The sequence below is a fragment of the Bacteroides sp. AM16-24 genome (genome assembly GCF_003471885.1).
In the GTDB taxonomy this organism is placed as follows: domain Bacteria; phylum Bacteroidota; class Bacteroidia; order Bacteroidales; family Bacteroidaceae; genus Bacteroides.
Genome location: NZ_QRKI01000002.1, coordinates 110204 through 134844 on the forward strand (window position 1 = coordinate 110204; position 24641 = coordinate 134844).

19 protein-coding genes are annotated in these 24641 nt (G+C 40.3%); 14 read left to right on the forward strand and 5 right to left on the reverse strand.

What is annotated here, in order from left to right; translation table 11 throughout:
- The first annotated feature begins 6 nt into the window (after positions 1-6).
- The 7 genes from DW182_RS02875 (at position 7) to proS (ending at position 7839) form a co-directional block, all read left to right on the forward strand.
- On the forward strand, positions 7-981 hold the full coding sequence (locus tag DW182_RS02875; protein ID WP_118294609.1) for a glycosyltransferase family 2 protein: 975 nt from the start codon (positions 7-9) through the stop codon (positions 979-981).
- Complete coding sequence (locus DW182_RS02880; protein ID WP_118294610.1) at positions 968-2203, forward strand: EpsG family protein; 1236 nt, start codon at positions 968-970, stop codon at positions 2201-2203. Before DW182_RS02875 ends, DW182_RS02880 begins: the two co-directional genes overlap by 14 nt.
- A 1-nt stretch (position 2204) precedes the next feature.
- Positions 2205-3248 carry a glycosyltransferase family 4 protein gene (locus DW182_RS02885; RefSeq protein WP_118294611.1) on the forward strand — a complete coding sequence of 348 codons (1044 nt, stop codon included), beginning with the start codon at positions 2205-2207 and terminating at the stop codon, positions 3246-3248.
- Between the two features lie 21 nt (positions 3249-3269).
- Positions 3270-4091, forward strand: a complete 822-nt coding sequence (locus DW182_RS02890; protein ID WP_118294612.1) for a glycosyltransferase — start codon at positions 3270-3272, stop codon at positions 4089-4091.
- A gap of 116 nt (positions 4092-4207) precedes the next feature.
- Entirely contained in the window at positions 4208-5188 is a 981-nt protein-coding gene (locus DW182_RS02895) for an NAD-dependent epimerase/dehydratase family protein (RefSeq protein ID WP_118294613.1), read from the forward strand.
- A 26-nt stretch (positions 5189-5214) separates the two neighbouring features.
- On the forward strand, positions 5215-6180 hold the full coding sequence (locus DW182_RS02900; protein WP_118294614.1) for a glycosyltransferase family 4 protein: 966 nt from the start codon (positions 5215-5217) through the stop codon (positions 6178-6180).
- A gap of 165 nt (positions 6181-6345) precedes the next feature.
- Positions 6346-7839 (forward strand): proline--tRNA ligase, encoded by a 1494-nt coding sequence (proS, locus tag DW182_RS02905; RefSeq protein WP_007662924.1) that lies wholly within the window; start codon positions 6346-6348, stop codon positions 7837-7839.
- Between the two features lie 66 nt (positions 7840-7905).
- Here proS and DW182_RS02910 read toward each other — a convergent pair whose 3' ends face one another.
- Entirely contained in the window at positions 7906-8676 is a 771-nt protein-coding gene (locus DW182_RS02910) for a hypothetical protein (protein ID WP_118294615.1), read from the reverse strand.
- The gene (locus DW182_RS02915) at positions 8651-9457 is read right to left on the reverse strand and encodes a metallophosphoesterase (protein WP_118294616.1); all 807 of its coding nucleotides are present in this window, start codon (positions 9455-9457) and stop codon (positions 8651-8653) included. Before DW182_RS02915 ends, DW182_RS02910 begins: the two co-directional genes overlap by 26 nt.
- A gap of 286 nt (positions 9458-9743) precedes the next feature.
- Between DW182_RS02915 and DW182_RS02920 the strand changes: the two genes are divergently transcribed.
- The 4 genes from DW182_RS02920 to DW182_RS02935 are packed head-to-tail and all read left to right on the forward strand — an operon-like array spanning position 9744 to position 17446.
- Entirely contained in the window at positions 9744-12044 is a 2301-nt protein-coding gene (locus DW182_RS02920; protein WP_118294617.1) for an ABC transporter permease, read from the forward strand.
- Positions 12045-12081: 37 nt separating this feature from the next.
- Positions 12082-12765 (forward strand): ABC transporter ATP-binding protein, encoded by a 684-nt coding sequence (locus DW182_RS02925; protein WP_118294618.1) that lies wholly within the window; start codon positions 12082-12084, stop codon positions 12763-12765.
- A gap of 25 nt (positions 12766-12790) precedes the next feature.
- Positions 12791-15100, forward strand: a complete 2310-nt coding sequence (locus DW182_RS02930; protein WP_118294619.1) for an ABC transporter permease — start codon at positions 12791-12793, stop codon at positions 15098-15100.
- A gap of 15 nt (positions 15101-15115) precedes the next feature.
- Positions 15116-17446, forward strand: coding sequence for an ABC transporter permease (locus DW182_RS02935; RefSeq protein ID WP_118294620.1), 2331 nt, complete (start codon positions 15116-15118; stop codon positions 17444-17446).
- 176 nt (positions 17447-17622) lie between these two features.
- On the opposite strand, the gene DW182_RS02940 is transcribed toward DW182_RS02935, so the two are convergent.
- Positions 17623-18972 carry an MATE family efflux transporter gene (locus tag DW182_RS02940; protein WP_118294621.1) on the reverse strand — a complete coding sequence of 450 codons (1350 nt, stop codon included), beginning with the start codon at positions 18970-18972 and terminating at the stop codon, positions 17623-17625.
- Positions 18973-19145: 173 nt separating this feature from the next.
- On the opposite strand from DW182_RS02940, the gene DW182_RS02945 reads away from it, so the two are divergent.
- From DW182_RS02945 to DW182_RS02955, 3 genes are all read left to right on the forward strand, one after another.
- The gene (locus tag DW182_RS02945; protein ID WP_117707426.1) at positions 19146-19793 is read left to right on the forward strand and encodes an HAD family phosphatase; all 648 of its coding nucleotides are present in this window, start codon (positions 19146-19148) and stop codon (positions 19791-19793) included.
- Between the two features lie 129 nt (positions 19794-19922).
- Positions 19923-20744 carry a 3-methyl-2-oxobutanoate hydroxymethyltransferase gene (gene panB / locus DW182_RS02950; RefSeq protein WP_117707425.1) on the forward strand — a complete coding sequence of 274 codons (822 nt, stop codon included), beginning with the start codon at positions 19923-19925 and terminating at the stop codon, positions 20742-20744.
- Positions 20725-21768: an MFS transporter gene (locus tag DW182_RS02955; protein ID WP_118294622.1), complete on the forward strand. Its 1044-nt coding sequence runs from the start codon at positions 20725-20727 to the stop codon at positions 21766-21768. The genes panB and DW182_RS02955 overlap by 20 nt, the downstream gene beginning before the upstream one ends.
- A gap of 7 nt (positions 21769-21775) precedes the next feature.
- Here DW182_RS02955 and DW182_RS02960 read toward each other — a convergent pair whose 3' ends face one another.
- Positions 21776-22135: a diacylglycerol kinase family protein gene (locus DW182_RS02960; protein WP_022391566.1), complete on the reverse strand. Its 360-nt coding sequence runs from the start codon at positions 22133-22135 to the stop codon at positions 21776-21778.
- A gap of 91 nt (positions 22136-22226) precedes the next feature.
- Positions 22227-24449 (reverse strand): bifunctional (p)ppGpp synthetase/guanosine-3',5'-bis(diphosphate) 3'-pyrophosphohydrolase, encoded by a 2223-nt coding sequence (locus tag DW182_RS02965; RefSeq protein ID WP_118294623.1) that lies wholly within the window; start codon positions 24447-24449, stop codon positions 22227-22229.
- Positions 24450-24641: the final 192 nt, after the last annotated feature.

Genomic DNA, 24641 nt, shown 5'->3' on the forward strand with positions numbered 1-24641 from the left:
TAGAAAATGGATATATCTGTAATAATACCTGTCTATAATGTGGGAAAATTTATAGACTGTGCCTTGCTGTCAATGTTTTCTCAAACTAAAACGGAGAATGTTGAATATATAGTCGTAAATGATTGTTCTACTGATGATTCAAGACTGAAGATTGAAAAGCTGGTCGTACAATACGCTCATTTAAATATTAAGTTAATAAATAATGAAAAAAATTTAGGGGTTGCAGCAGTTAGACAAATAGGTTTAATGAATTCTACTGGTGACTATATTACACATTTTGATAGTGATGACTGGGTTGAACCTGATATGCTGGAGGATATGTATAATGAAATAAAAAGAAGTGGGGCAGATATTGTTGTATGTGATTATTATGTGAATTATGAGAAAAAAGAATTGTATATAAAGCAACCAGCCAATTCGAATAGTTTAGATTGTGTGAAAATGCTATTAAAAGGGGAATTGCACGGCTCATTATGCAATAAACTTGTAAGTCGAAAACTATACGAAGAACATCAATTGAATTTTCTGGATGGTGTAAATTACATGGAAGATTTTACTGTTTGTATAAAGTTGTTTTATTATGCAAATTGTGTGGCTTATCTTCCCAAAGCATTTTTGCATTATGTACAATTCAATACTTCATCTTATACAAAATTGTTTTCTGTAGAGAAAGCTTTAAATGTAGAAGAATCTATTCATCATATTTTGTCTTTTTTAGATGAAAACCAATTGGGATTGTTATGCAAAAATGAAATAATCAGTTATAAACTTAATATGAAAAAGGAACTTGTCATAAATACCCGGGGAGCATTACAGAGAAAATATTCTTTATTTTATCCCGAAGCAAATAATCTTATATTTACTAATTCTGTTTTGCCTCTACATTACAAATGTGCTTTATGGTTCATTTCTTATAAGATGCGTTTTATTGGTAATATGATATTCAATATTGTAAATTTCTTGAAAAATGTTAGAAATTAGAGGGCTAATAAAACGCGTTCCTGTTTCTTTTTTTGTATGCGCTCTTTTATTTATATATCCATTAGGAGCGCTACTTCCTATTCTATGTGAAATCTATAATAGAAAGAAATATGCTTTTGTCTTATTGTCTGTTTTTATGGGGTTATGCGCTATTTTATTTCCTCCATTTGCTGATTTATATAGACATAATTTAAATTATTTTAATTTCTCTCATGAGTATTCAACTTTTGAGATTGTTACTTCCAATGGGCTTGACTTTCTATTACATACAATTAGTAATACTTTTTCTGATTTGAACATAAATTTTGAATTAATTCGCTTTCTTTTTGCCTTTACGTCTTATCAGATTAGTTTTTATCTTTTCAGGAATATAGTGTCTAAAAATAGAGAACTATCAGAAAATCAGAAAATTTATTTTATATCTTTTTTATGTGTATTTCTTTCAGTGCCTTTCATCTGGATTGTAAATGGGCTTCGTTATACGTTAGCTGCTAGTTTTTTATTAATGGCTTTGTATCGGATGTTTTTTATTCGAAAATATAATTGGTGGATTTGGATGGTATTGGCTGCTATTTCTCATTTTGGCATTCTACCAATAGTTTTTGTTGCTCTTTTATTATATTATCTCCGATCTTTCAGGATAAATCCAATATTCGCTTTTTTGTTTTCCGCTATATTTGCTGTAATAGGCATGAATCTTTTGTTAAGCATAATAGATATTTTGCCATTGGAAGGCAGTGTTAAGATAATAGTTAACGTATATATAAAAGGTAACGAAGGATTTACTGATAGTAGATCATTTATGGGACTTCTTGCAAATATTATAGAAAGAACCCCTTTAATCCCTTTTCTGCTCTTTTATAGAAGGGAGGATAATCCTAAAATAGATAATATTTATTTGGCATTTGTGGTACTAATAGGAGTGAGTTTCCCGGTTATGGTTTTATATGATCGCGTAACTCTGGTTGCAATGCAGTTTTTCTTGTTCTGTTTTCTGTATTTATACCGCAATACAAGATTAAAAAAGAATATGTGTCAGTTGCTATTATTATGCTATTTAATATCTAATATTGCATACTTATATGGGTATAGAGAGCCTTTGTTTTATGGTAGGACATATAAACTAATGTATTCGTCAATGCCTGCAATTTTGTGTAATAACTATGATATAAATTGGATTCGTAAAAATTTAGATTCGGACGGAGAATTTAAAAAATACTAATATGAAAATTGCTTATATCGTTCCTTCGTTGGCCAATAAAGGACCTGTGATAGTTGTTAAAGAGTTGGTGGAACAGATGGTACAACATAATCATGAATGCATTGTCTTGTATTTTGATGAAATAAAACAATTGAATTTTAGTTGTCCTACACAGAGAATAAAAGGCTCAATTATAGATTTTAGCTCTTTTGATGTAGTGCATAGTCACGGCATTCGACCTGATATATATGTATATATGCATCGGAAAAAGTTGGGAAGAACATGTTATATATCTACTTTGCATAATTATATGTTTCAGGATTTAAAGTATCAATATAATTCGATTGTAGCATGCGTTTTTGGGAAGATATGGATTCGGTGTCTTAATAGACATGATAAAATTGTTGTTTTGAGTAAAGATGCTGTGCAGTATTATAGTAAATGGATTAAATCGGATAAATTGACATTTGCTTATAATACCCGCAATCCGAATATCGAGAATAAATTGAATCAAGAGGAAATACGACAAATTTTAGATTTTAAGGAGGACAATGTTTTGATTGGTGTCAATGCCGTGCTTACAGAAAGAAAAGGCCTTGATATTTTGATAAAGGCGTTAAATAAACTGCCTGCTTGTAAAGTGTATATTGTAGGGGATGGACCCGCACGTGAATCTTTAGAGAAATTGGCATGCAATTGTGGGGTTGTAGATAGATGTCGTTTTGTTGGCTATAAACAAGATGCGTATAGGTATTTAGAATATTATGATATTTTTGCTATGCCAAGCCATAGTGAAGGATTTCCATTGGCTTTATTGGAAGCTGCCGTATATAAGAGGACTTCTGTCGTATCGGATATACCTATTATAAGAGAAGCTTTTTCTCCTAATGAGGTTTCTTTTTTCAATCTGATAAATCCTGATACTATTGTACAAGCCGTATTGAGAGCTATTGACGGAAAACAATTCGGTATCAATATGAATAAAAGGTATTTAGCAGACTATTCTCCTGCTGTAATGTATAATAGGTATATAAGTATCTATTTGAATACTCTCCATTTTCTTTAACTCCTATTCTGATTTTTTAGTATGCAAGTTACAGTTTTAATTTCGGTATACGCAAAAGAAAAGCCGGAATATCTTAAATCTGCATTAGATAGTGTCTATGAACAGACATTGTGTCCTGATGAAGTTGTTTTGGTAGAAGATGGTCCGATTGGTGAGGAATTGGAAAGTGTAATATCTGCTTTCCCTCATTTGAAAATTGTAAAGATTGAGAAAAACCAAGGACTTAGTAATGCTCTTAATATTGGCTTGAAATATTGTACTAATGATATTGTTGCCCGAATGGATACAGATGATATTTGTTTTCCAACGAGATTTGAGAAACAAATAAAATACTTTCAATTACATCCAGAAGTTGATATCGTCGGGACGTTTGCTTCTAAAATTGATGAAACAGGGTATGATTTGAATGATATTATTAGTGTACCTGTTGTGCATAAAGATATAATACGACTTATCTGGACTTGTCCTATGAATCACCCTACTGTAATGTTTCGAAAGGATAAAATATTATCTATTGGTGGCTATAATTCAGATGCAGGACCTCGGCAAGATGATTATGATTTATGGTTCAGATGTGCAGCAAAAGGATTACGCTTTGCCAACATTCCAGAATCTTTATTGTATTATCGTTTTTTCTCGGATAGCGTAAAGAAAAATAATATAAAAGTAGGTTGGTATAGAATGAAAGTTGGATTACGTGGATGTCGGTATCTTCATTTACCAATAATGGCTCATATTGGGGTTTGTGTACCTTTTATTCGTTCTTTGCTGCCATATCCAATAAATGTATATTTTCAGTATTTGATGAATCATATTAATCCACGTAATAGAAAATATGGATAGGGAATATTTAGTATGGTTTCTTTTAAGAGCAATTTTCTGAATAAAGAGTATCATTTGAAGTGGAAATTAGTGAGGATTATTACAAATTTATAGAAAACTATAAATAATATTTTCTGATGAACATACTTATTACCGGAATCCATGGCTTCGTGGGTTCCAATCTTGTTGTTGCCTTAAAGGAGCGTCATAACCTTTATGGTTTGGATATTGTTGCACCTGAAAAAGAGGGGGTGATAAATACTTTCTCTTGGTGTGATATTGAACCGACTTCTTTTCCGATGCAGCGATTGCCAAAATTTGATGCTATCATACATTTGGCAGGTAAGGCGCATGATACGAAGAATCAATCTACTGCACAGATGTATTTTGATATCAATACAGGGTTGACACAAAAGGTTTTTGATTTCTTTCTGGAATCTACATCGAAGAAGTTCATATTCTTCAGTTCCGTGAAGGCGGCTGCCGATAGTGTAGTAGGAGATGCTTTGAGGGAGGATGTGATACCTACACCGGTAGGACCTTATGGAGAGAGTAAGATAGCAGCTGAGAATTACATTCTCGACAAATTAAATAATAAAAATGAAGAATTAAAGTTGTGCCATGATGGGAAACAGGTATATATATTGAGGCCCTGCATGATTCATGGCCCGGGTAATAAAGGAAATTTGAATCTGCTTTATAATATTGTTAAAAAAGGTATTCCTTGGCCTTTGGGTGATTTTGAGAATAGAAGATCATTTACTTCTGTAGATAATCTTTGCTATGTGGTGGAAGGTTTGTTGACGGAAAATGTTGAAAGTGGTATTTATCACATGGGAGATGATGAAGCTTTGTCTACGAATGAGCTGATTAATTTGATGTGTGAGGCGATGGGTAAGAAAGCTCATATCTGGAGAATGAACCGGAAGATGATGGAAGCTTGTGCAGGTGTGGGAACACTGTTTCATTTGCCGCTGAATGCAGAACGTTTGCGGAAGTTGACAGAGAATTATGTAGTGAGCAATGAGAAGATTAAAGCTGCGCTTGGCATTGAGAAAATGCCTGTTCGTGCTGTTGATGGGATAGTGAAAACGGTAAAATCGTTTTCAAATGAATAATTAAAAGTTAAAGGGAAAGTGCGGTTATGTATTACCTGATTATATTGGTTCTGCTTTTTACAGCAGAACTTTTTTATTTTAAGATAGCCGATAAGTGCAACATCATTGATAAGCCCAATGAGAGGAGTTCTCATTCGCGCATCACGCTAAGGGGTGGGGGGATTATTTTCTACTTTGGTGTTTTGGCTTATTTTGTGAGTAATGAATGGGAATACCCGTGGTTTATGCTGGCGTTGACTCTGATAACGTTTATCAGTTTTGTAGATGATATCCGTTCTACTTCTCAAGGATTGAGGCTGGTATTTCATTTCTCGGCAATGGCTTTGCTGTTCTATCAGTGGGGACTGTTTTCTCTTTCTTGGTGGTGGATAATCATTGCTTTAATAGTTTGTACCGGCATCATCAATGCTTATAACTTTATGGATGGCATCAATGGGATTACAGGCGGTTATTCATTGGTGGTTTTGGGAGGGTTAGCTTACATCAATGCTTCAATCGTTCCTTTTGTTGAGCCTGTTTTCATTTATACAGTTCTTTGTGGGGTATTAGTGTTTTGTTTCTTCAACTTCCGTAAGAAGGCGAAATGCTTTGCCGGTGATGTAGGTTCTGTGAGTATTGCTTTCATTCTTCTTTTCCTGATAGGGAAGCTTATAATTCAGACCGGTGATTTTAGTTGGATTATCCTGTTGTCCGTCTATGGCGTTGACAGTGTCTTGACCATCATTCACCGTCTGATGCTTCATGAGAATATCGGTTTACCCCATCGGAAGCACATGTATCAGTTGATGGCAAATGAATTGAAGATGCCGCACGTAGTGGTTTCAGGGATTTATATGGCTGTACAAGTGATTGTGATAATGGGATATATGTACTTCTTGAATCATGGCTATATATATTTATCGTGTACTATTTTATTGCTTAGTGTTATTTATATTGTATTTATGAAGAAATTCTTCTGCTTGCATATTTCTAATAGCAGGAGTGAAAAATAAAAAAGCAGAAATCAATGGATACTATCAGAGCCGCTATCCCGAAATCATTCGGATTGCGGCTTTTTTAAAATAGTACGTTTATCAAACGCACTATTCACGCAATTTTTTGTACTTTTGCCGACTGTTTAATAGACACATCCGAAAAACTTTAAAAAACGAAATAAAATGGCAGTAGAATTAAAAGACCTGACCAAACGCAGCGAGAATTATTCGCAGTGGTATAATGAGTTGGTGGTGAAGGCCGATCTGGCAGAACAATCGGCTGTGCGTGGCTGTATGGTGATCAAACCTTACGGATACGCTATCTGGGAGAAAATGCAGCGTCAGCTGGACGATATGTTTAAGGAAACGGGACACGTGAATGCCTATTTTCCTTTGCTGATTCCGAAGTCTTTCCTCAGCCGTGAAGCGGAACATGTGGAAGGTTTTGCAAAGGAGTGTGCAGTAGTAACACACCATCGTCTGAAAAATGCTCCTGACGGTAGTGGGGTAATCGTAGACCCGGAAGCTAAACTGGAAGAAGAACTGATTATTCGCCCTACTTCTGAAACCATCATCTGGAATACTTATAAGAACTGGATTAATTCTTACCGCGATCTGCCTATTTTGTGTAATCAATGGGCGAACGTGATGCGTTGGGAAATGCGTACCCGCCTCTTCCTGCGTACTGCAGAATTCCTGTGGCAGGAGGGACATACAGCTCACGCCACTCGCGAAGAAGCTGAAGAAGAAGCAGTGCGTATGCTGAACGTATATGCTGAATTTGCTGAGAAGTATATGGCTGTTCCTGTTGTGAAAGGTGTGAAATCTGCCAATGAACGTTTTGCCGGTGCGCTGGATACTTATACTATTGAAGCTATGATGCAGGACGGAAAAGCTCTGCAAAGTGGTACGTCTCACTTCCTCGGACAGAATTTTGCCAAGGCATTCGACGTGCAGTTCGTGAACAAGGAAAATAAAATGGAATATGTTTGGGCTACTTCATGGGGGGTATCTACCCGTTTGATGGGAGCACTGATCATGACTCACTCTGATGATAACGGACTTGTACTGCCTCCTCATCTGGCTCCGATACAGGTGGTTATCGTGCCTATCTATAAGAATGCCGAGATGCTGCAGAAGATTGATGAGAAGGTAGCTGGTATCGTCGCTAAACTGAAATCTATGGGTGTTTCGGTGAAATATGATAATGCCGATAACAAACGTCCAGGTTTCAAGTTTGCAGACTATGAATTGAAAGGTGTACCTGTACGACTTGTGATGGGGGGGCGTGATCTGGAAAACAATACAATGGAAGTAATGCGTCGCGATACGCTGGAAAAAGAAACCCGTTCTTGTGATGGTATCGAGGAATACGTAAAAGATCTGTTGGAAGAAATTCAAGCAAATATTTACCAGAAGGCTCTCAACTATCGTAACTCTCACATCACGAAAGTAGATAGTTACGACGAATTCAAGGAAAAGATTGAAGAAGGTGGCTTTATCCTTGCCCACTGGGATGGTACTACTGAAACTGAGGAGAAGATCAAGGAAGATACAAAGGCTACTATCCGCTGTATTCCTTTCGAAACTTTCCTGGATGATGATAAAGAACCGGGTATCTGTATGGTGACCGGTAAACCATCGGCTTGCCGCGCTTTGTTTGCTCGTTCTTATTAATAGAATTTCAGTAAGATTATAGGAGAGGGCTGCACTTCCGTATAGGAGGATGCAGCCCTTTTGAGTTTAGAACAACTGTGTTTTCAGGCCGAATGACAAACTGAGGTAATCTTTAGGTTTCAGGTATTTATTGACAAATGCACTTACTACATACAGGTCGCAGGTACTGATCTCATAGTAAAAAGTGACGGCTCTTGCTCCCAAGCGCCAACGTGGAGGAATATTGTACGTCAGCCGTTGCCCAAGGAAAATATGGATACGTATCCTGGACGAAAAACCATAATATCCTTTGGGGTATCGCTCGGGTTCATTGGTCCAGAACTCGTCACCAAATACTGTATTGAAATACATTCCACAGGCAAGTGGTTCTATAGAAAATTCCTTTCCTAAATCAATACTCCAAGGCATGTAATTTTGCTTTAGAGTCATAGTGATTTTGGTACGCTTGGAATGATATTTGGGTAGGAAACCGAGAAATATATCTGTTTCCCATTGGTTACGTTTTCCGTAATCCCATCCTGTACCTAAAGACAATAATCCCATATTACCGGCAAATTGCAGTTTTGTATGTGTGGGAATCAGGCTTTCCCAATGTTTCCGGTAACGATGGATTCGTTTATCGTAGCGGCTGTAATGCTTATTGCTAATGTCGGCACTGTCTATTTTAGTTTTTCCTTTCTCTATCCATACAGTGTCATATTTAGTAATGATAACGGTATCTCTGCATATCTGTTGCGGCTCTATGGCAATTGTTTTTGCTTCCTGGGCACAGACAGATGGCGAACATACGAGAAAGAAACACGACAGTATTTTAAAAATAGACCACTTCACGCTCATATCCGTCGGGTGTTACAGTGAATATATAGTAGGTGCGGTTTTTCATGCAGTCATTCATGTAATACATCACACCATCTTCGAAAAGATCTTCTTCAAATAAATGATGTTCATGACCCGCTGTACAGAATAGTAAGTTGGGAAATTGTGTGATGGCATACTGAAAAACATAAGCTACGTTATTGTTGAATTCGTAGCAGAAGGGGCGGATGTGCATCGCGAATATAGTACGATCGTACTCCTCGCGGCGCTCTTCAAGCTGACTGGAGATAAAATCAAAGTCCGGAATAGGGCGTGAATAGTCATACTCAATAGCATTGGTATTCAGACAGACAAACTTGATACGTCCGGCAATAAAAGAGAAATTAGGTTCACCAAAAATGGCACGATAAGTATCTTCGCCTGTGCCGATGCAGTCATGATTGCCAAGCAGACCGACATAAGGAACTTTCAGTTTATTCATGATGTCTCGTTGCCACAGGAATTCATCGGTGACTCCGAAGTCGCTGAAGTCTCCGGTGTGAACAACGAAGTCAATATCATTCCGCTTATTGAGGTGATTAACAAAGTCTAAGGTCTCATCATACCAGCGTTGTGAATCACTTATGGTAGCAAAACGAAGGGTGGTTTTATCCTTACAATTAGCTTCTATCTTTTGGATATTATAGTTGTTAATATTTGTCTGACCGCTAATACGTACGTCGTAGGGGTGATAGTCTATCATATCGCAGCCACTCACGCATAAGCCTATAAGCGGTAAGAGTAAAAGTTTAGATAGCTTCATGTGTTATGAAATTAATGTTATTAATACCTATTATAGAGAAAACTGGCTGCAAATATAGAGTTTTCTTTTTGATAAATGCTTGTCTCATCTTCTTTTTTTCTGTTCTCTTTATGCTGAACGGCTTTCGGGTGGTTGTCTATTTTTTAGACGGAGCTGTCTAATTATTAGACACTTGATGATTGGATTTGGAAAGCTAATTTCTTGATAATAAACGGTTTTTAAGTTTTGGCACGCTTTCTGCATTTATATAGAGAGAATATCATATAATTAAAATCTTGCATGATCTATGAAGTCACTTTATTATGTCACTCAAACTTTACTGCATAGTCGCAGTTCCAATCTGATAAAGATTATCTCTCTCACTTTGGGAGTTACGGTCAGTATTCTCATTTTTGCCCGTCAGGCATTCGAACTCAATTATGATACATGCTATGAAGATTACGAGCGGCTATATATAATAAAGAACATCTACTCGCTGAATGAAAAGATTACGGAGTCACACAATACTTATGGTCCTGTTGCTGCTGCTATTGCCGACGCTTTTCCTGAAGAGGTGGAAAGTGTCACTGTCACCCAGCAATGGTTTGCCAATACCGGTTGGTATAAGGATGACAGCCGCTTTGCCTGTAACGCAATGACGGGTGATTCTTGTTTCTTCTCTACCCTGGGTATTCGCCTGCTGGCAGGCAATCCGAATGAACTGACTAATCCGGATGTTATCTTTATCAGTCGAGATATGGTGCGTGAAGTGTTTGCTGATCAGAATCCAATAGGACAAACGCTGAAAATGAACAGGGAGTTGCCTATGACTGTGAAAGGAGTATTTGAAGATTTCCCTGAGAATTCTTCACTATATGGTACGCAGATAGTGATTTCCCTTGCCAGTTCCTTTAAGCATGACTGGGGATATTGGGGATGGGATGGTGGTGACGGCTATACTTCCTTTGTGCGCTTGCGGCATGCTGAAGATGCCGAACGGATTATTGCACGTTCACCTGAACTTGTGAAACGCTTCTTTGGCGATTATCCGGATTTTAAACTTGCTATAGGGCTTACTCCGGTAAAGAATTTTCGTATGGATGATGGAGTCAGTTCTATGCGTATTGTATGGATACTGCTTACACTGGCCACTACTATTCTTTTTATAGTGACACTGAATTATATCCTGATATCTATTTCATCCATGAGTCGGCGTGCTAAATCCATTGGCGTGCACAAATGCAATGGGGCGGATGGAAGTACTATTTTCAGTATGTTTATTCTGGAGACAGCTATTATTCTGCTGGTTTCACTGGGATGCATGGCGTTATTATTGGTTAACTTCCAAGAACCGATAGAAGATTTGCTCAACGTTACGCTTGCCGGACTCTTTGGCTGGGAGAATATATGGGCATCACTTTGTGTGATCGGTTTTCTGTTTGTTGTAGGTGGCGTACTGCCGGGGCATGTGTTCTCACGTATTCCTGTTACGCAGGTTTTCCGCCGGTATACTGAAGGCAAGAAAGGGTGGAAGCATCCGTTGCTTTTCGTACAATTTTGCGGTGTGGCTTTCATCTTTGGATTGTTGGGGGTGGTTTTGTTGCAAAGTCGTCACGTCACTACACGCGACAGAGGTTTTGATCCGGCAGGTATTGCTGTTGCCTATACATCGTTTGCAAACAGCGAAAATGCTCGTAGTACATTAGTAAATTTGCCTTATGTGGAAAGTGCAGCCAGTGGCAGCGATATGATTCTGGGAGGGCTGTCTGGTGAGTTCGTGACTACAGATGCAGGAAAAGATTACAGTATGCGCTGGCTGAGGGTAGATAAAGACTATGTCCCCTTCCTGGGATTGAAGTTTAAAGAAGGCCGAAACTTGACTAAAGCTAACGAGGTGTTGGTGAATGAAAAATTTCTGGAAGTGATGCGTTGGGAGGAGAACCCTATAGGCAGGCAAGTACGCAATCAGGAAGAAATATATGGTACTATTGTAGGTGTATTGAAAGATTTTCCTACTGCCGATCCTGCCTATGTAGCAACTCAACCTCTGTTTATTACCTATACTCCCCATTTTAACTATACAGTGATGCTTCGTCTGAAAGAACCGTTTGATGATAACCTTCACCGTTTGAATGAAGACTCACGTGAGGTATTCCCACAAAATGACTTGATTTTCACTTCATATAAGGATAAGGTGGATTTCCAGAAGCGAAGTGTTACGGACTTTCGCAATGCTACGATATTGGCAGCTATTACCATTTTATTCATTACCCTAATGGGACTGATAGGATACATCAATGATGAAATGCAACACCGGAGCAAAGAAATTGCCATCCGTAAAGTGAACGGGGCTGATGCGATATCTATCCTTATGCTTCTTTCTAAAGATGTGTTCAGGATTTCTATGCCTGCTGTTATCATCGGTATAATAGGAGCGTGGTATGTAGGTAATATGTGGCGAGAGCAGTTTATTGACACGGCAGCATTTCCGCTGATATACTATATATTGATAGCACTTGGAGTATTGGGTATTATTATCGGTTGTGTTATTTGGCGTTCCTGGCAAATAGCCGATGAAAATCCGGTGAAGAGTATTAAGAGTGAATAATAAAGAGATAATTAATAACATATAATTAAAAAACATCATGATTGAAATTAATGACATCAGCAAAGTATTCCGTACATCGGAAGTGGAAACAGTAGCGTTGAACCACGTGAATCTCAAAGTGAAAGAGGGGGAGTTTGCAGCTATTATGGGACCGTCAGGTTGCGGAAAATCAACCCTGTTGAATATTCTGGGATTACTAGATAATCCGACGGAAGGTTCATATAAACTTCTGGGACAGGAAGTAGGGAATCTGAAAGAAAAAGAGCGTACACGCGTTCGTAAAGGTAAACTGGGTTTTGTATTCCAAAGCTTCAATCTGATAGACGAACTGAATGTGTATGAAAATGTGGAATTGCCTTTGACTTATCTGGGAATCAAAGCTTCTGAACGTCGCCGGATGGTGGAAGATATACTGAAACGAATGAATATCAGTCATCGTGCAAAACACTTCCCGCAACAGCTTTCCGGTGGTCAGCAGCAACGTGTAGCCATTGCTCGTGCTGTAGTTACTAATCCTAAGCTAATACTTGCCGATGAACCGACCGGTAACCTGGATTCTAAGAATGGTGCAGAAGTAATGAATCTGCTGACAGAGTTGAACCGGGAAGGGACTACCATTATCATGGTGACACACTCTCAGCACGATGCTTCTTTCGCCCATCGTACGATTCATTTGTTCGATGGCAGTATAGTGGCAAGTGTTGCAGCACAGGAAATGTAAGTTACGATTATTACAATATTAAAGTATGAAACAAATCTATTATGTCATAAGGACTTTATTACGTGGACGCGGTTCGAATATTATCAAAGTCATTTCCCTTGGATTGGGATTGACGATGAGTATTTTGCTGTTTTCTCGTGTGGCTTTTGAACAAAGTTACGACACCTTCTACAAAGACTATGACAATTTATATCAGATATTCTCTATTTTTTCAGCTGATGGTGAACAGTTTGAGCCTCAAAAGCAAAACTGTGGCCCCGTGGCAGGTGCCATATTGGAAAACTTCCCGAAAGAAGTGGAAGCAGCCACCAGTATCGCCTATTTTCTCGGTGGTCCGTTGTATAATGGCAGTGTTCGTTTCGATGATGAGATCCTGTTGGCTGACTCACTTTTTTTCCGAACTATGGGTATTGAGGTACTGAGCGGAAATCCGGAGGATGAACTGGTACAACCGGATGTTATTTTTCTGAGCGACCGCTTGGCACAGAAAATCTTCGGCGGCGAAAATCCTATTGGAAAAGTGCTGAGCTACAATAAAGAAATAACATTTACAGTGAAGGGGACTTATGCTGCTTTACCGGAAAACACTACGATGCGTCCCGAGGGAGTTGTATCTATGCCTACAGCCTGGAGTCGCAGTTGGGGTAACTATTCCTGGCGTGGGGGAGACAGTTACTACGAATATATCCGTTTCCGTCCGGGAGCTGACAAAGAGATTATCAATGCTCGACTGGATGACATGATACAGAAATATCGACCGGAAGAGGATAAGAAAGCTTATGGCTATACAGCTTTTGTGAAACCTATCCGTGATGTATATCGAAACGAAGACCAAGTGAAACGGATGGATAGCATTATGAGTATCCTAGCTCTTGCAATTCTTTTTATTGCAGCACTAAACTATGTATTGATATCCATCTCCTCGCTTACTTACCGAGCAAAAGCGGTGGGAGTACATAAGTGTAGTGGTGCAAGCGGAGGTACTGTATTCTCAATGTTTCTTCTGGAGACAGGTATTATCATTGTACTGGCTCTGGTGTTAATGGGACTGATATTGCTTAACTTTCAGGAGTTTATAGAAGATACTACCGCAGCCAAGCTGAGTGTACTTTTTGCACCCGATCGTATTTGGGTACCGCTTGCTGTAGTGTTGGTTCTTTTTGTTGTGGGGGGAGTATTGCCTGGTAGATTATTTGCGCGGATACCGGTGTCGCAGGTTTTTCGTCGCTATACGGAAGGTAAGAAGGGGTGGAAACGTCCATTACTTTTTATCCAGTTCGCAGGTGTGGCCTTTATCTGTGGACTGATGTATGTAGTGATGGCGCAGTACAATTATGTGAAAGATAAAGATATGGGATATAATCCGCAGCGTGTAGCTGTGGGGAATGCTTATTTTGGTAGTGAGGAGGAGAGTGGACCGGCATTGCAGTTTTTCCGTGGTCTGCCTTATGTAGAAGAAGTTTCTTCCGCGGTCAGTACCCCTATCTGGAGCTATAGTGGCTCAATGATTGAAGGAGAAAGTGGACAGTCCCTCTTCTCAACACGCTACAGTTTTGCTCTTGAAGATTACTTTAAAATGATGGGTATGACAATGAAGGAAGGTCGTGCTCCGCGTGCAGCAGATGAAATAGTAGTGAATGAGGCTTTTGCGGAGAGGATGCGTTGGGGAGACAAGGCTTTGAACCACCCGTTACGTACAGAAGGCAAGAATTTTAAAGTCGTAGGTATATTGAAAAATTTTCATATAGGTTCCTATTACCAGCCACAGGATGTCATAATGTTCGGATATACCCGTACTTTCGGTAATACTGTCCATGTGCGTCTCAAAGAACCTTTTGCTGAGAATTTACGGCGTCTGAACAAAGACGTAAACGAAGCTTATCCGGACAAAACGATTGACTTTGCCGGATTGGAACAACGAATATTGGAACGGTATAATCCGGTTCGTGTCTTTAGCAATGCTACGATATTGGCTGCGGTAACCATGTTCTTTGTCATGCTGATGGGCCTGATAGGTTATACTACGGATGAAGTGCGCCGTCGTTCCAAAGAAATTGCCATTCGTAAAGTGAATGGGGCGGAATCTTCGGGGATATTGGAGTTACTTTCAAAGGATGTCCTTTATGTAGCGGGACCGGCTGTCATTATCGGTATTATTGCCTCTGCGTACGTCAACGAGATGTGGATGGATCAGTTTGCTGCACAGGTGCCGCTTTCGTGGCCGGTATATGTGCTGATAGCATTGGTTATCCTGCTACTTATTGTAGCTTGCGTCATCTGGAAGTCATGGCGGATAGCGAATGAGAATCCGGTGAATAGTATTAAGAGCGAATAAAGAAGTTTTTAGGGTATGAAGCAAATCTATTATGTCATTCAAACGTTGCTGCGCGGGCGTGGTTCTAATGTAATCAAGGTTATTTCTCTTGGACTGGCTTTGACGATGAGTATTCTGCTTTTCGCTCGTGTAGCATTTGAGAAGAGTTGTAATACCTGCTACAAGGACTATGACCAGCTTTATCAGGTTTTCTCTATTTGGACTATAAATGGAGAACGTGACAAAGAACCAAGCGAGATGAACTTACCGGTGGTTGCGGGGACTATCCTTGAGAGCTTCCCGGATGAAGTGGAAGCTGCTGTCACCATTTGTAAGTATATGGTTACTGGTCCGTTATACAATGGTAGTGTACGTTTCAGTGATAATAAGATTATGGCTGATTCTCTCTTTTTCCGTACCATGGGTATTGAGGTGCTGACGGGAGATGCCGTACGAGAACTGCAACAGAAAGATGTTGTCTTTCTCAGTGATCGTCTGGCTCGGAAAATATTTGGTAATGAAAATCCTATCGGGAAGGTGATAAGTTACGACAAACAAATACAGTTGACTGTGAAGGGGACGTATGTCGCTGTGCCTGAAAATTCCACGATGAATCCGGAAGCTGTAATTTCTCTTGCTACAGCATGGAGCCGGGGATGGGATGATAATAATTGGAAAGGAGGAGATTCATATTATCAATACATTCGTTTTCGTCCGGGCGTAAAGGTAGATATTGACAAGTTTAGTGCCCGTTTGGATATCATGGTTCAAAACCACGTTCCTCGAGATATGATGCGGGGAGTAGGTTGTACACTTTTTGTAAAATCTATTTATGATGTATATCAGGATAGTGATATAACGAAACGTATGGTTTATATTATGAGTATTTTGGGATGTGCCATTCTGTTTATTACTGCACTGAACTATGTACTTATTTCCATTTCTTCTTTGGTGTATCGTGCTAAGGTAGTCGGGGTACATAAGTGTAGTGGCGCTTCTGGAAGTGCTATTTTCGGTATGTTTTTGCTGGAAACAGGCATTATGTTATTTATGGCAATGGGAGTAATGGTGGTACTGCTGTACAATTTCCGTGAACTTATAGAAAATACGATGGAAGTACGTATCAGATCACTCTTTATGCCGGAACGTCTTTGGATCCCGGTACTGGTGTTGTTAATATTGTTTGTGGTTGGTGCTGTACTACCGGGACAATTGTTTGCCCGGATACCTGTGTCGCAGGTTTTCCGTCGCTATACAGAAGGTAAGAAAGGTTGGAAACGACCGTTACTTTTTATTCAATTTGCAGGTGTAGCTTTTATTTGTGGATTAATGTGCGTGGTAATGGCTCAATATCACTATGTGCTGAACAAAGATATGGGATATAATGCCCGGAATATAGTTACTGGTCGTCAGCTTTATTTTGGCAATGAGGCAGAACGTGGTGTAGCTCGTCGGTTTTTGGGTAGTTTATCTTATGTAGAATCGGTAGAGTCTGCTTCTTGTCCGCCGTGTGTGGCAATGAGTGGCATGATGGTATTTAATGAAAGTGGGCAGGCTCAACTTTCTTCACGTTATTGTACAGCAACAGAGGGATATTTGAAAATGATGGGAATGGTTCTTAAAGAAGGACGTATGGCACGTGAGCGAAATGAAGCAGTGGTAAATGAAACTTTTGTCAAGATGCTATGTTGGGGAGATGATGTCTTAGGGCGTACAATACACAATGGGCACACTAGTCTGGGTGATCTTAAAGTTGTGGGAATACTGAAGGATTTTCAGATGAATTCTTATTATGTTCCACAACAACCACTTATCGTTCGGCACAATGAGTTTGGTGGTTGCATCCATATTCGTCTCAAAGAACCTTTTACAGCGAATCTTCGCAAACTGAACAGCGATGCATCTGCTGCTTTCCCCGACAAAACTGTGGATTTTACTTCTTTGGAACAAGAAATCCGGGAATTGTACAATGTTGTCCATGTCTTCCGTAATGCAACGGTGTTGGCAACTATCGTAATGTTTTTCGTTATGATAATGGGGTTGATAGGCTACGTTACTGACGAGGTACGCCGCCGTTCCAAAGATATTGCCATCCGTAAGGTGAATGGTGCTGAAGCATCGACAATCCTGGACTTATTGTCGCGCGATGTATTTTATGTAGCAGCTCCGGCAGTTACTATTGGTACGGTAGGAGCGTGGTACGTTAACGGGATGTGGATGGATCTTTTTGCTGTGCAAGTACCCTTGGGGTGGCCTGTATATGTATTGGTAGCGATTGCTAATCTGGCGATAATTACAGCATGTGTCATCTGGAAGTCATGGCGGATAGCCAACGAAAATCCCGTACAGAGCATAAAGAGCGAATAAGTTCATTTATATGTTTTCGTCTTGCTTACAGGTATCTGTAGGGCGGAATAAAAAGGGTGTAGCCTTCTGGACCGGATGGCTACACCCTTTGATATGGATGGTGTAGCCCTTTTGGGGGTAGGGTTACACCCTTTGGGGGTGAAGGTTATACCCTCTGTAGTAGTGGTGTAAATTACTCACAAAACACCCTCTTTGTTTTTCTTTCGTATATATACTCCCAGCACAATCAGGGCTGTAATAAAAGCAAAAAAATCGGCAACGGGCATACTGGTCCAGATACCATCCAATCCTATAAAACGGGGGAAGAAGATCAGACCGGGAAGCAGATATAAAAGTTGCCGGGTGAGCGAAAGGAATATACTGATTTTAGCTTTTCCGATACTCTGGAAAAAGTTACCGATCACAATCTGGGCACCCACCAATGGGAACATCAGCACACAAATGCGGACACCGCGGGAAGCAATATCAATCAGTTCCTGATCATTTGTGAAGATAGCGGATACTGCATGTGGGAAAAGTTCGCAAATAAGGAAACCGCTGCTTGTGATACACACACCGGTCAGAATGCTCAGTTTCAGTGTTTGTTTCACACGGTCGTGCTTTTGTGCACCGAAGTTATATCCTACGATGGGCTGCATACCCATAGTCAATCCTAACACAATCATTATATAGAGGGTGAGCAGGCGATTGATGATACCATAAGCTCCGATAGCCATATCACCCCCGTGACGTTGCAACGAGTTATTAATGATAATCACAATAGCACAGGCACATACATTCATCAGGAAAGGAGACATACCAATTGAAAAGATGCTACTGATGATGCGCTTTTTCAGTTTCCAAAAGTCCGGGCGGAAACGAACGAAACTGTCCTTATTAAGAAAATGTTTCACCACCCATACCATACCGATGAACTGTGAAATAACGGTTGCCGTAGCTGCTCCGCGAATTCCCCAGTCAAAATGGAAAATAAAGATAGGAGCAAGGATGATGTTACAGATCACTGTTACCATGGAAGTCAACATTGCCTTTTTAGGATATCCTGTGGCACGCATAATATTGTTTAGCCCGATCATTGTATAAGTAATTGGGGTTCCTGCCAGGATAATTTGCATGAAGTCACGTGCATAGGGTAATGTTTCGGAACTGGCACCGAAGAATCTCAATATATCATCCAGAAACAGAAAAGCAAGTCCGCCGAATACTACTGCATTGATTAGGCAAAACATCAGTGTGTTTCCCAATACCTCAGTTGCTCCGTCTAAATCTTTCTGCCCCAGACGGATGGAGGAAATGGTAGAACCACCTGCCGATACCAGCGTACAGAATGCTACCACAAGGTTCATCAAAGGGAATGTAATAGCTAATCCGGCAATACCCATTGCACCTACACCATGACCTATGAAAATGCTGTCGATAATGTTGTACAGAGAAGTTATCGTCATACCGATAATAGCGGGTATTGAATACTGTAACAGCAGTTTTCCGATGCTCTCGGTACCTAATATGTGAGGGTTATTATCCATAACTATTTATCTAAAGAAAGTGATGAGTCCGCGTTCGTCCGCTCCGGTCCGTGTCGTCCGCGTATCTGCATTCGCAGCAAAGTTACTCATTTATTTGCTCGGTTCAAGGATTATTATGACCTTTGTGTCGTAATAGATAAGGTATTAACATTATAAGGTAAAAGAAAGTTTATATGGCTGAAACTAAAAACATCGCCGTTCTCTTCGATTTCGACGGTGTCGTTGTCGACACAGAGACGCAGTACAGCGTTTTTTGGCATAAAATGGGAGTAGACTACTTAGGTATGGAAGATCTGGAAAGTCGTGTAAAGGGGCAGACCCTGATGTATATCTACGATACCTTCTTTCCCGGTATGACAAAAGAGAGAGAGGAAATCACTGTAGGTCTCGACCGCTTCGAACAGGATATGTCATACGATTTTATTCCTGGAGTGGAGGAATTTATTGCCGATCTTCACCGTAATGGTGTGAAAATGGCTGTAGTTACCAGTTCCAATGATAAGAAAATGGAAGCTGTATACCGTGCTAAACCTGAAATCAAAAGTATGTTCGACCGTATTCTCACGGCAGAAATGTTCACTGCTTCTAAACCTGCACCCGATTGTTTTCTGCTTGGTATGGAAGTATTTGACACTACGCCTGAAACAACTTATGTTTTTGAGGATTCCTTTAATGGGCTGAAAGCCGGAATGGCTTCCGGAGCTACAGTTATTGGTCTGGCTACCACTAACTCACGGGAAGAAATTACCCCGTTGTGCCACTATGTTCTGGATGATTTCCAGGGATTCACTTACGATAAATTAACTGAATTGCACAAGTAAAGGGAAAAAGGATTACCTTTGCGGCGATAAATAAAAGTACGAACTACAATTTACGATATATGATTTGCAACGTGTATCTGTACACAGTCAAAATTGTACATTGTAAATGATTAAATTGTAAATGAAACTATGGCTGGATATATTTCAGATGACACTCGTAAAGTGACTACTCATCGCCTTGTTGAAATGAAGCAAAGAGGCGAAAAAATTTCTATGTTGACATCCTATGATTACACTATGGCACAGATTGTGGATGGTGCAGGTATGGATGTAATCCTTGTGGGTGATTCTGCCAGTAATGTAATGGCTGGTAATGTGACGACACTTCCGATCACCCTTGATCAGATGATCTATCATGCTAAGTCTGTAGTTCGCGGAGTAAAACGTGCTATGGTTGTAGTGGATATGCCTTTCGGTTCTTACCAGGGCAATGAGATGGAAGGTCTTGCTTCTGCCATCCGCATTATGAAAGAGAGTCATGCAGATGCCTTGAAACTGGAAGGTGGCGAAGAAATAATAGGTACTGTAAAGCGTATTTTGAGCGCAGGTATTCCTATTATGGGGCATCTGGGACTGATGCCGCAATCTATCAATAAGTATGGTACTTACACTGTTCGTGCTAAGGATGATGCCGAAGCTGAGAAACTGGTACGTGATGCCCATCTGCTGGAAGAGGCAGGATGCTTTGCCATTGTGTTAGAGAAAATTCCGGCGGAATTGGCAGAACGTGTAGCAAGTGAACTTACTATTCCTATTATTGGTATTGGTGCCGGTAGTGGAGTAGACGGACAGGTGCTGGTAATTCAGGATATGCTGGGTATGAATAATGGTTTCCGTCCTCGTTTTTTACGTCGTTATGCCGATTTGCATACGATAATGACTGATGCTATAAGCCGTTATATATCTGATGTGAAGAACTTAGACTTCCCGAATGAGAAAGAGCAATATTGATAATCTTTGGTCGCTGGGATTTATGCGAATATGCATGGCTAATTTCCTGTTGTTTGCATCCCTATATATGCTATTTCCGGTACTACCTGCGGTGATGGTGTCACGCTTAGGCGTTTCTACTGCACAGATGGGTAGTATGTTTTTGGTGTTTGCGGTGGGTATGTTCCTTGTAGGGCCATTTCACGCATATCTGGGAGATGCATATAAGCGAAAGCACGTGCTTGTCTACTCTACATTTATAATGTTGGCAGCGACGGTGGGTTATCTATTTGCTGATACTTTTACGAAATTGCTGTTACTTGCCGTTGTGCAGGGAGGAACTTTCGGATTAGCAGCCACAGCGGGAATTACAGTTGCTATTGATATTACAAATTCTCCGCGCCGTAGCGCAGGGAATATGACGTATGCTTTGGCGGCTCGTCTGGGTATGCTGGTGGGAGTGGGAGTAGGAGTATGGATGTTCCAGCTCAAAGGCTTCAGTATGGTAGTGTATCTTTCCGCATTGTGCGGTATATTTAGTATACTGTTTGCATTGCGGGTGTATGTTGCTTTCCGTGCCCCTATAGGTATAGGACGTTGTAATATCGACCGTTTTTTACTGTCACGGGCTTGGCTGCCTGCCCTCAATGTAGTGCTGATAGCTTTTGTGTCGGGGATAGTAATACCTATAATAAAGGATGGGGATTACAGTGCGACTTTCTTCCTGCTTGTTTTGGTGATACTTACAATACCTCTTACGAAGATATTCGTCAAGCTTTCGCAGCATTGCCAGCGTGGAACAGCCAATACAACTTGCCATTTGGCTATGGAAACGGGGATTTTAATAGGTATTGCAGTATGTTGCTTCCTGTCAAACAACATAGAACTGTATTCTATGTATGAAGACGGTTCCTGTGTTGGGCAGCCACACTTTTATGTAGATTTTCAATTGATCTATAAAATCATAGGTGTGGGAATCATTGTAGCACTACTGTTTTATTTTCTACTGACACGTCCCTATTATAAGAGAAGACGAGTGAGATAAACCCGTGTCAAAACAAATATGGGATAAAAATAATCCCTCCAATGATTGCCGCCGCAACAGCGCATACCAGCACTGCACCGGCGGCAATATCTTTTACTTGTCCTGCAATGGGATGACGCTCCGGCGATACCAGATCCACCAATCTTTCAATTGCTGTATTGAAAAGTTCCGCAGCTACGACCACACCAATACAAAGGATAATGATCATCCATTCCGTACGTGTAATGTCAAAAAGAAACCCTGCACCTATCACGATTATTGTAGTAATCAGATGGAAACTAAGGTTCTGTTCTTTCCCAATACATTGTCGGATGCCTTTCCAAGCGTATCCAAAGCTTCGGATTTGTTTCTTAAAATCGTATTTCATATTCAATAGTTACATGTTACAAGCTACAAGTTACAAGTAGATTTGTGAAGGCATACTGAAAAGTACTAGTCACTTGTAGCTCGTAGCTTACTCAGTTTCTTGAAACTTGTTTCACTCCTTTTACTGTTCTCAACTTTTTTATAAGTGTTTCCAAACGTCCCGTATCGCCTACCATAATTGTCATAGTGCCGGAGAATAGTCCGTCATGAGAGTCTATGCCGATGGAGCGTAGAGAAATATCATTTTCTTTAGATATGATCGAGGTGATGTTAGTTACAATACCAATGTCATCATGGCCTACTACACGAAGCGTTATAGGATATTGTGTACCTTGCGATTTACCTGCCCAACGTGCTTTTACAATCCGGTATCCGAATCGTTCGCGTAGTTGAGTGGCATTGGGACAATCGCTACGATGTATCTTAATACCACCGGTCACATTCACAAAGCCAAATACATCATCTCCATAAATCGGGTTACAGCAACGTGCTAACTTGAAGTCCAACCCTTTCAGATTCTGATCGATTACCAGTACATCTTCTTTTGAACGAGTGATTTCATCATTCTGCGTTTGTTGTAGGTTATATCCTTCAGCACTACGGTATATAATGTCGTCATGCGTATCATTTTCCCGTCTCTGTTGTTCCAGATATTTGTCGATAATTTCGTTTACATCCAATGTCTCATCGGCAATGTTTTGATAGAAGTCAGTCACAGTCTTGAAACCGAGGCGTTTAATGAGGCGCATCATGACAGCTTCATCATATTCTATTTTCCGGTTTTTGAATTTCCTTTCAATAGTTTCTTTGGCAAAGGCATGCTGGCGGGCAACCATCTCTTTCAAAGCTTGGCGTATCTTGGTACGTGCTTTGGAGGTAGTCACGATGTTCAGCCAGTCCTGCTTCGGTGTCTGGGTATTCGAAGTCATAATCTCCACTTGGTCACCACTGTTCAGTACCTGACGAAGTTGCGCATTCTTGCCATTAACTTTTGCACCGATACATTTGCATCCCAATTTACTATGGATATGAAAAGCAAAATCCAGCACTGTTGCACCTTTACCTAACTTAAACAGATCACCTTTCGGGGTGAACACAAAGACTTCATCCTCATACAAATCCAGTTTGAACTGGTCCATAGCTTCCAATCCATTGCTATCTGAATTTTCCAAAGCCTCACGTACCGTAGTCAGCCATTCATCCAATCCTGTTTCACCCTTCACACCTTTATAGCGCCAGTGGGCGGCCAAGCCTCGTTCGGCAATATCGTCCATGCGTTCAGTACGTATCTGTACTTCTACCCATTTACCTTCAGGGCCCATCACGGTGATGTGCAATGATTCGTAGCCATTACTTTTGGGCACGGATAACCAGTCGCGCAGACGTTTAGGATTGGGTTGATACATATCTGTTACAATGGAATAGGCTTGCCAGCATTCCTGTTTCTCCTTCTCCACAGGTGAGTCCAGAATGATACGTATGGCAAAAAGGTCATACACTCCTTCGAAAGGGCATTTCTGCTTCTTCATTTTTTGATAGATGGAGTGGATGGACTTTGTACGTCCTTTGATGTGGAAATGTAGTCCGGCCTCTTCTAGCTTTTTCTGCATCGGGGTGATAAAAGCTGCAATATACTTATCGCGGGATGCTTTTGTTTCGTTCAGTTTATCTTTAATATGGTAATAGACCTCTTTTTCCGTATATTTCAGGGAGAGGTCTTCCAGTTCCGATTTCAACTTATACAACCCTAATTTATGAGCGAGGGGAGCATAGAGATATGCAGCCTCATTGGCTACTTGGCGGCGGGCTTCGTCGTTCTTGCTATCTTTAATCTGCCGCATGATATTCACGCGGTCAGCAATCATTATCAGGATTACGCGCATATCTTCCGCAAAAGAGAGTAATAGATTGCGAAAGTTTTCCGATTCGATAGTCGGGCTCTTGGAATAAAGTTCATTTACGCGTATCAGTCCACGGATAATACCGGCAACGTCTTCACCGAAAGCAGCCTGCACCTCTTCCGGAGTACAAGCTCCGTTTCTCACGCTTTCGTGCAACATAATGCCCAGAATCGACGCCCGCTTCATTCCGATTTCTTCGGCAACGATAACGGCAGTCTGCATATCCTTAACCAGTGGATTTAATCCGAAAGTGTCGCGTTGAACCCGGTTATCCTTTATAGAGTTGATAAGATGTGTTTTCAGTTTTCTGCAGTCGCCCTTCTGTAATGTCTCACCGGTCAACTGTAATAATTTTCGGTAGAGAGAGAAGAGCAATTTCTTCTCTTCAGTAGTGAAAAATTCATCTCTTTCCATAATCGTCCATTTTTGTGGTGTAAAGGTAGTTTTTTTCTTCTTTTCTATCGTAAGGTTTTGATAATTAAATTTCTATAAAGACTATGTAAATACCTTCGACAATAAAAAGGAAATCTAACTTCACAGATGATATCATGGTCTCATTAACAGATGATTATGTACTATCAAGATTTATAATTTTCATACATTATA

Excerpts from the sequence above, each read along its gene's own strand:
- DW182_RS02940 (WP_118294621.1), bottom strand. The coding sequence starts at position 18,972 with ATGGATAATAACCCTCACATATTAGGTACCGAGAGCATCGGAAAACTG.
- DW182_RS02915 (WP_118294616.1), bottom strand. The coding sequence starts at position 9,457 with ATGAAGCTATCTAAACTTTTACTCTTACCGCTTATAGGCTTATGCGTG.
- DW182_RS02875 (WP_118294609.1), top strand. The coding sequence starts at position 7 with ATGGATATATCTGTAATAATACCTGTCTATAATGTGGGAAAATTTATA.
- DW182_RS02890 (WP_118294612.1), top strand. The coding sequence starts at position 3,270 with ATGCAAGTTACAGTTTTAATTTCGGTATACGCAAAAGAAAAGCCGGAA.
- DW182_RS02900 (WP_118294614.1), top strand. The coding sequence starts at position 5,215 with ATGTATTACCTGATTATATTGGTTCTGCTTTTTACAGCAGAACTTTTT.
- DW182_RS02935 (WP_118294620.1), top strand. The coding sequence starts at position 15,116 with ATGAAGCAAATCTATTATGTCATTCAAACGTTGCTGCGCGGGCGTGGT.
- DW182_RS02960 (WP_022391566.1), bottom strand. The coding sequence starts at position 22,135 with ATGAAATACGATTTTAAGAAACAAATCCGAAGCTTTGGATACGCTTGG.
- DW182_RS02895 (WP_118294613.1), top strand. The coding sequence starts at position 4,208 with ATGAACATACTTATTACCGGAATCCATGGCTTCGTGGGTTCCAATCTT.
- DW182_RS02885 (WP_118294611.1), top strand. The coding sequence starts at position 2,205 with ATGAAAATTGCTTATATCGTTCCTTCGTTGGCCAATAAAGGACCTGTG.
- DW182_RS02965 (WP_118294623.1), bottom strand. The coding sequence starts at position 24,449 with ATGGAAAGAGATGAATTTTTCACTACTGAAGAGAAGAAATTGCTCTTC.
- proS (WP_007662924.1), top strand. The coding sequence starts at position 6,346 with ATGGCAGTAGAATTAAAAGACCTGACCAAACGCAGCGAGAATTATTCG.
- DW182_RS02955 (WP_118294622.1), top strand. The coding sequence starts at position 20,725 with ATGAGAAAGAGCAATATTGATAATCTTTGGTCGCTGGGATTTATGCGA.
- DW182_RS02945 (WP_117707426.1), top strand. The coding sequence starts at position 19,146 with ATGGCTGAAACTAAAAACATCGCCGTTCTCTTCGATTTCGACGGTGTC.
- DW182_RS02925 (WP_118294618.1), top strand. The coding sequence starts at position 12,082 with ATGATTGAAATTAATGACATCAGCAAAGTATTCCGTACATCGGAAGTG.
- panB (WP_117707425.1), top strand. The coding sequence starts at position 19,923 with ATGGCTGGATATATTTCAGATGACACTCGTAAAGTGACTACTCATCGC.
- DW182_RS02880 (WP_118294610.1), top strand. The coding sequence starts at position 968 with ATGTTAGAAATTAGAGGGCTAATAAAACGCGTTCCTGTTTCTTTTTTT.
- DW182_RS02920 (WP_118294617.1), top strand. The coding sequence starts at position 9,744 with ATGAAGTCACTTTATTATGTCACTCAAACTTTACTGCATAGTCGCAGT.
- DW182_RS02910 (WP_118294615.1), bottom strand. The coding sequence starts at position 8,676 with ATGAGCGTGAAGTGGTCTATTTTTAAAATACTGTCGTGTTTCTTTCTC.
- DW182_RS02930 (WP_118294619.1), top strand. The coding sequence starts at position 12,791 with ATGAAACAAATCTATTATGTCATAAGGACTTTATTACGTGGACGCGGT.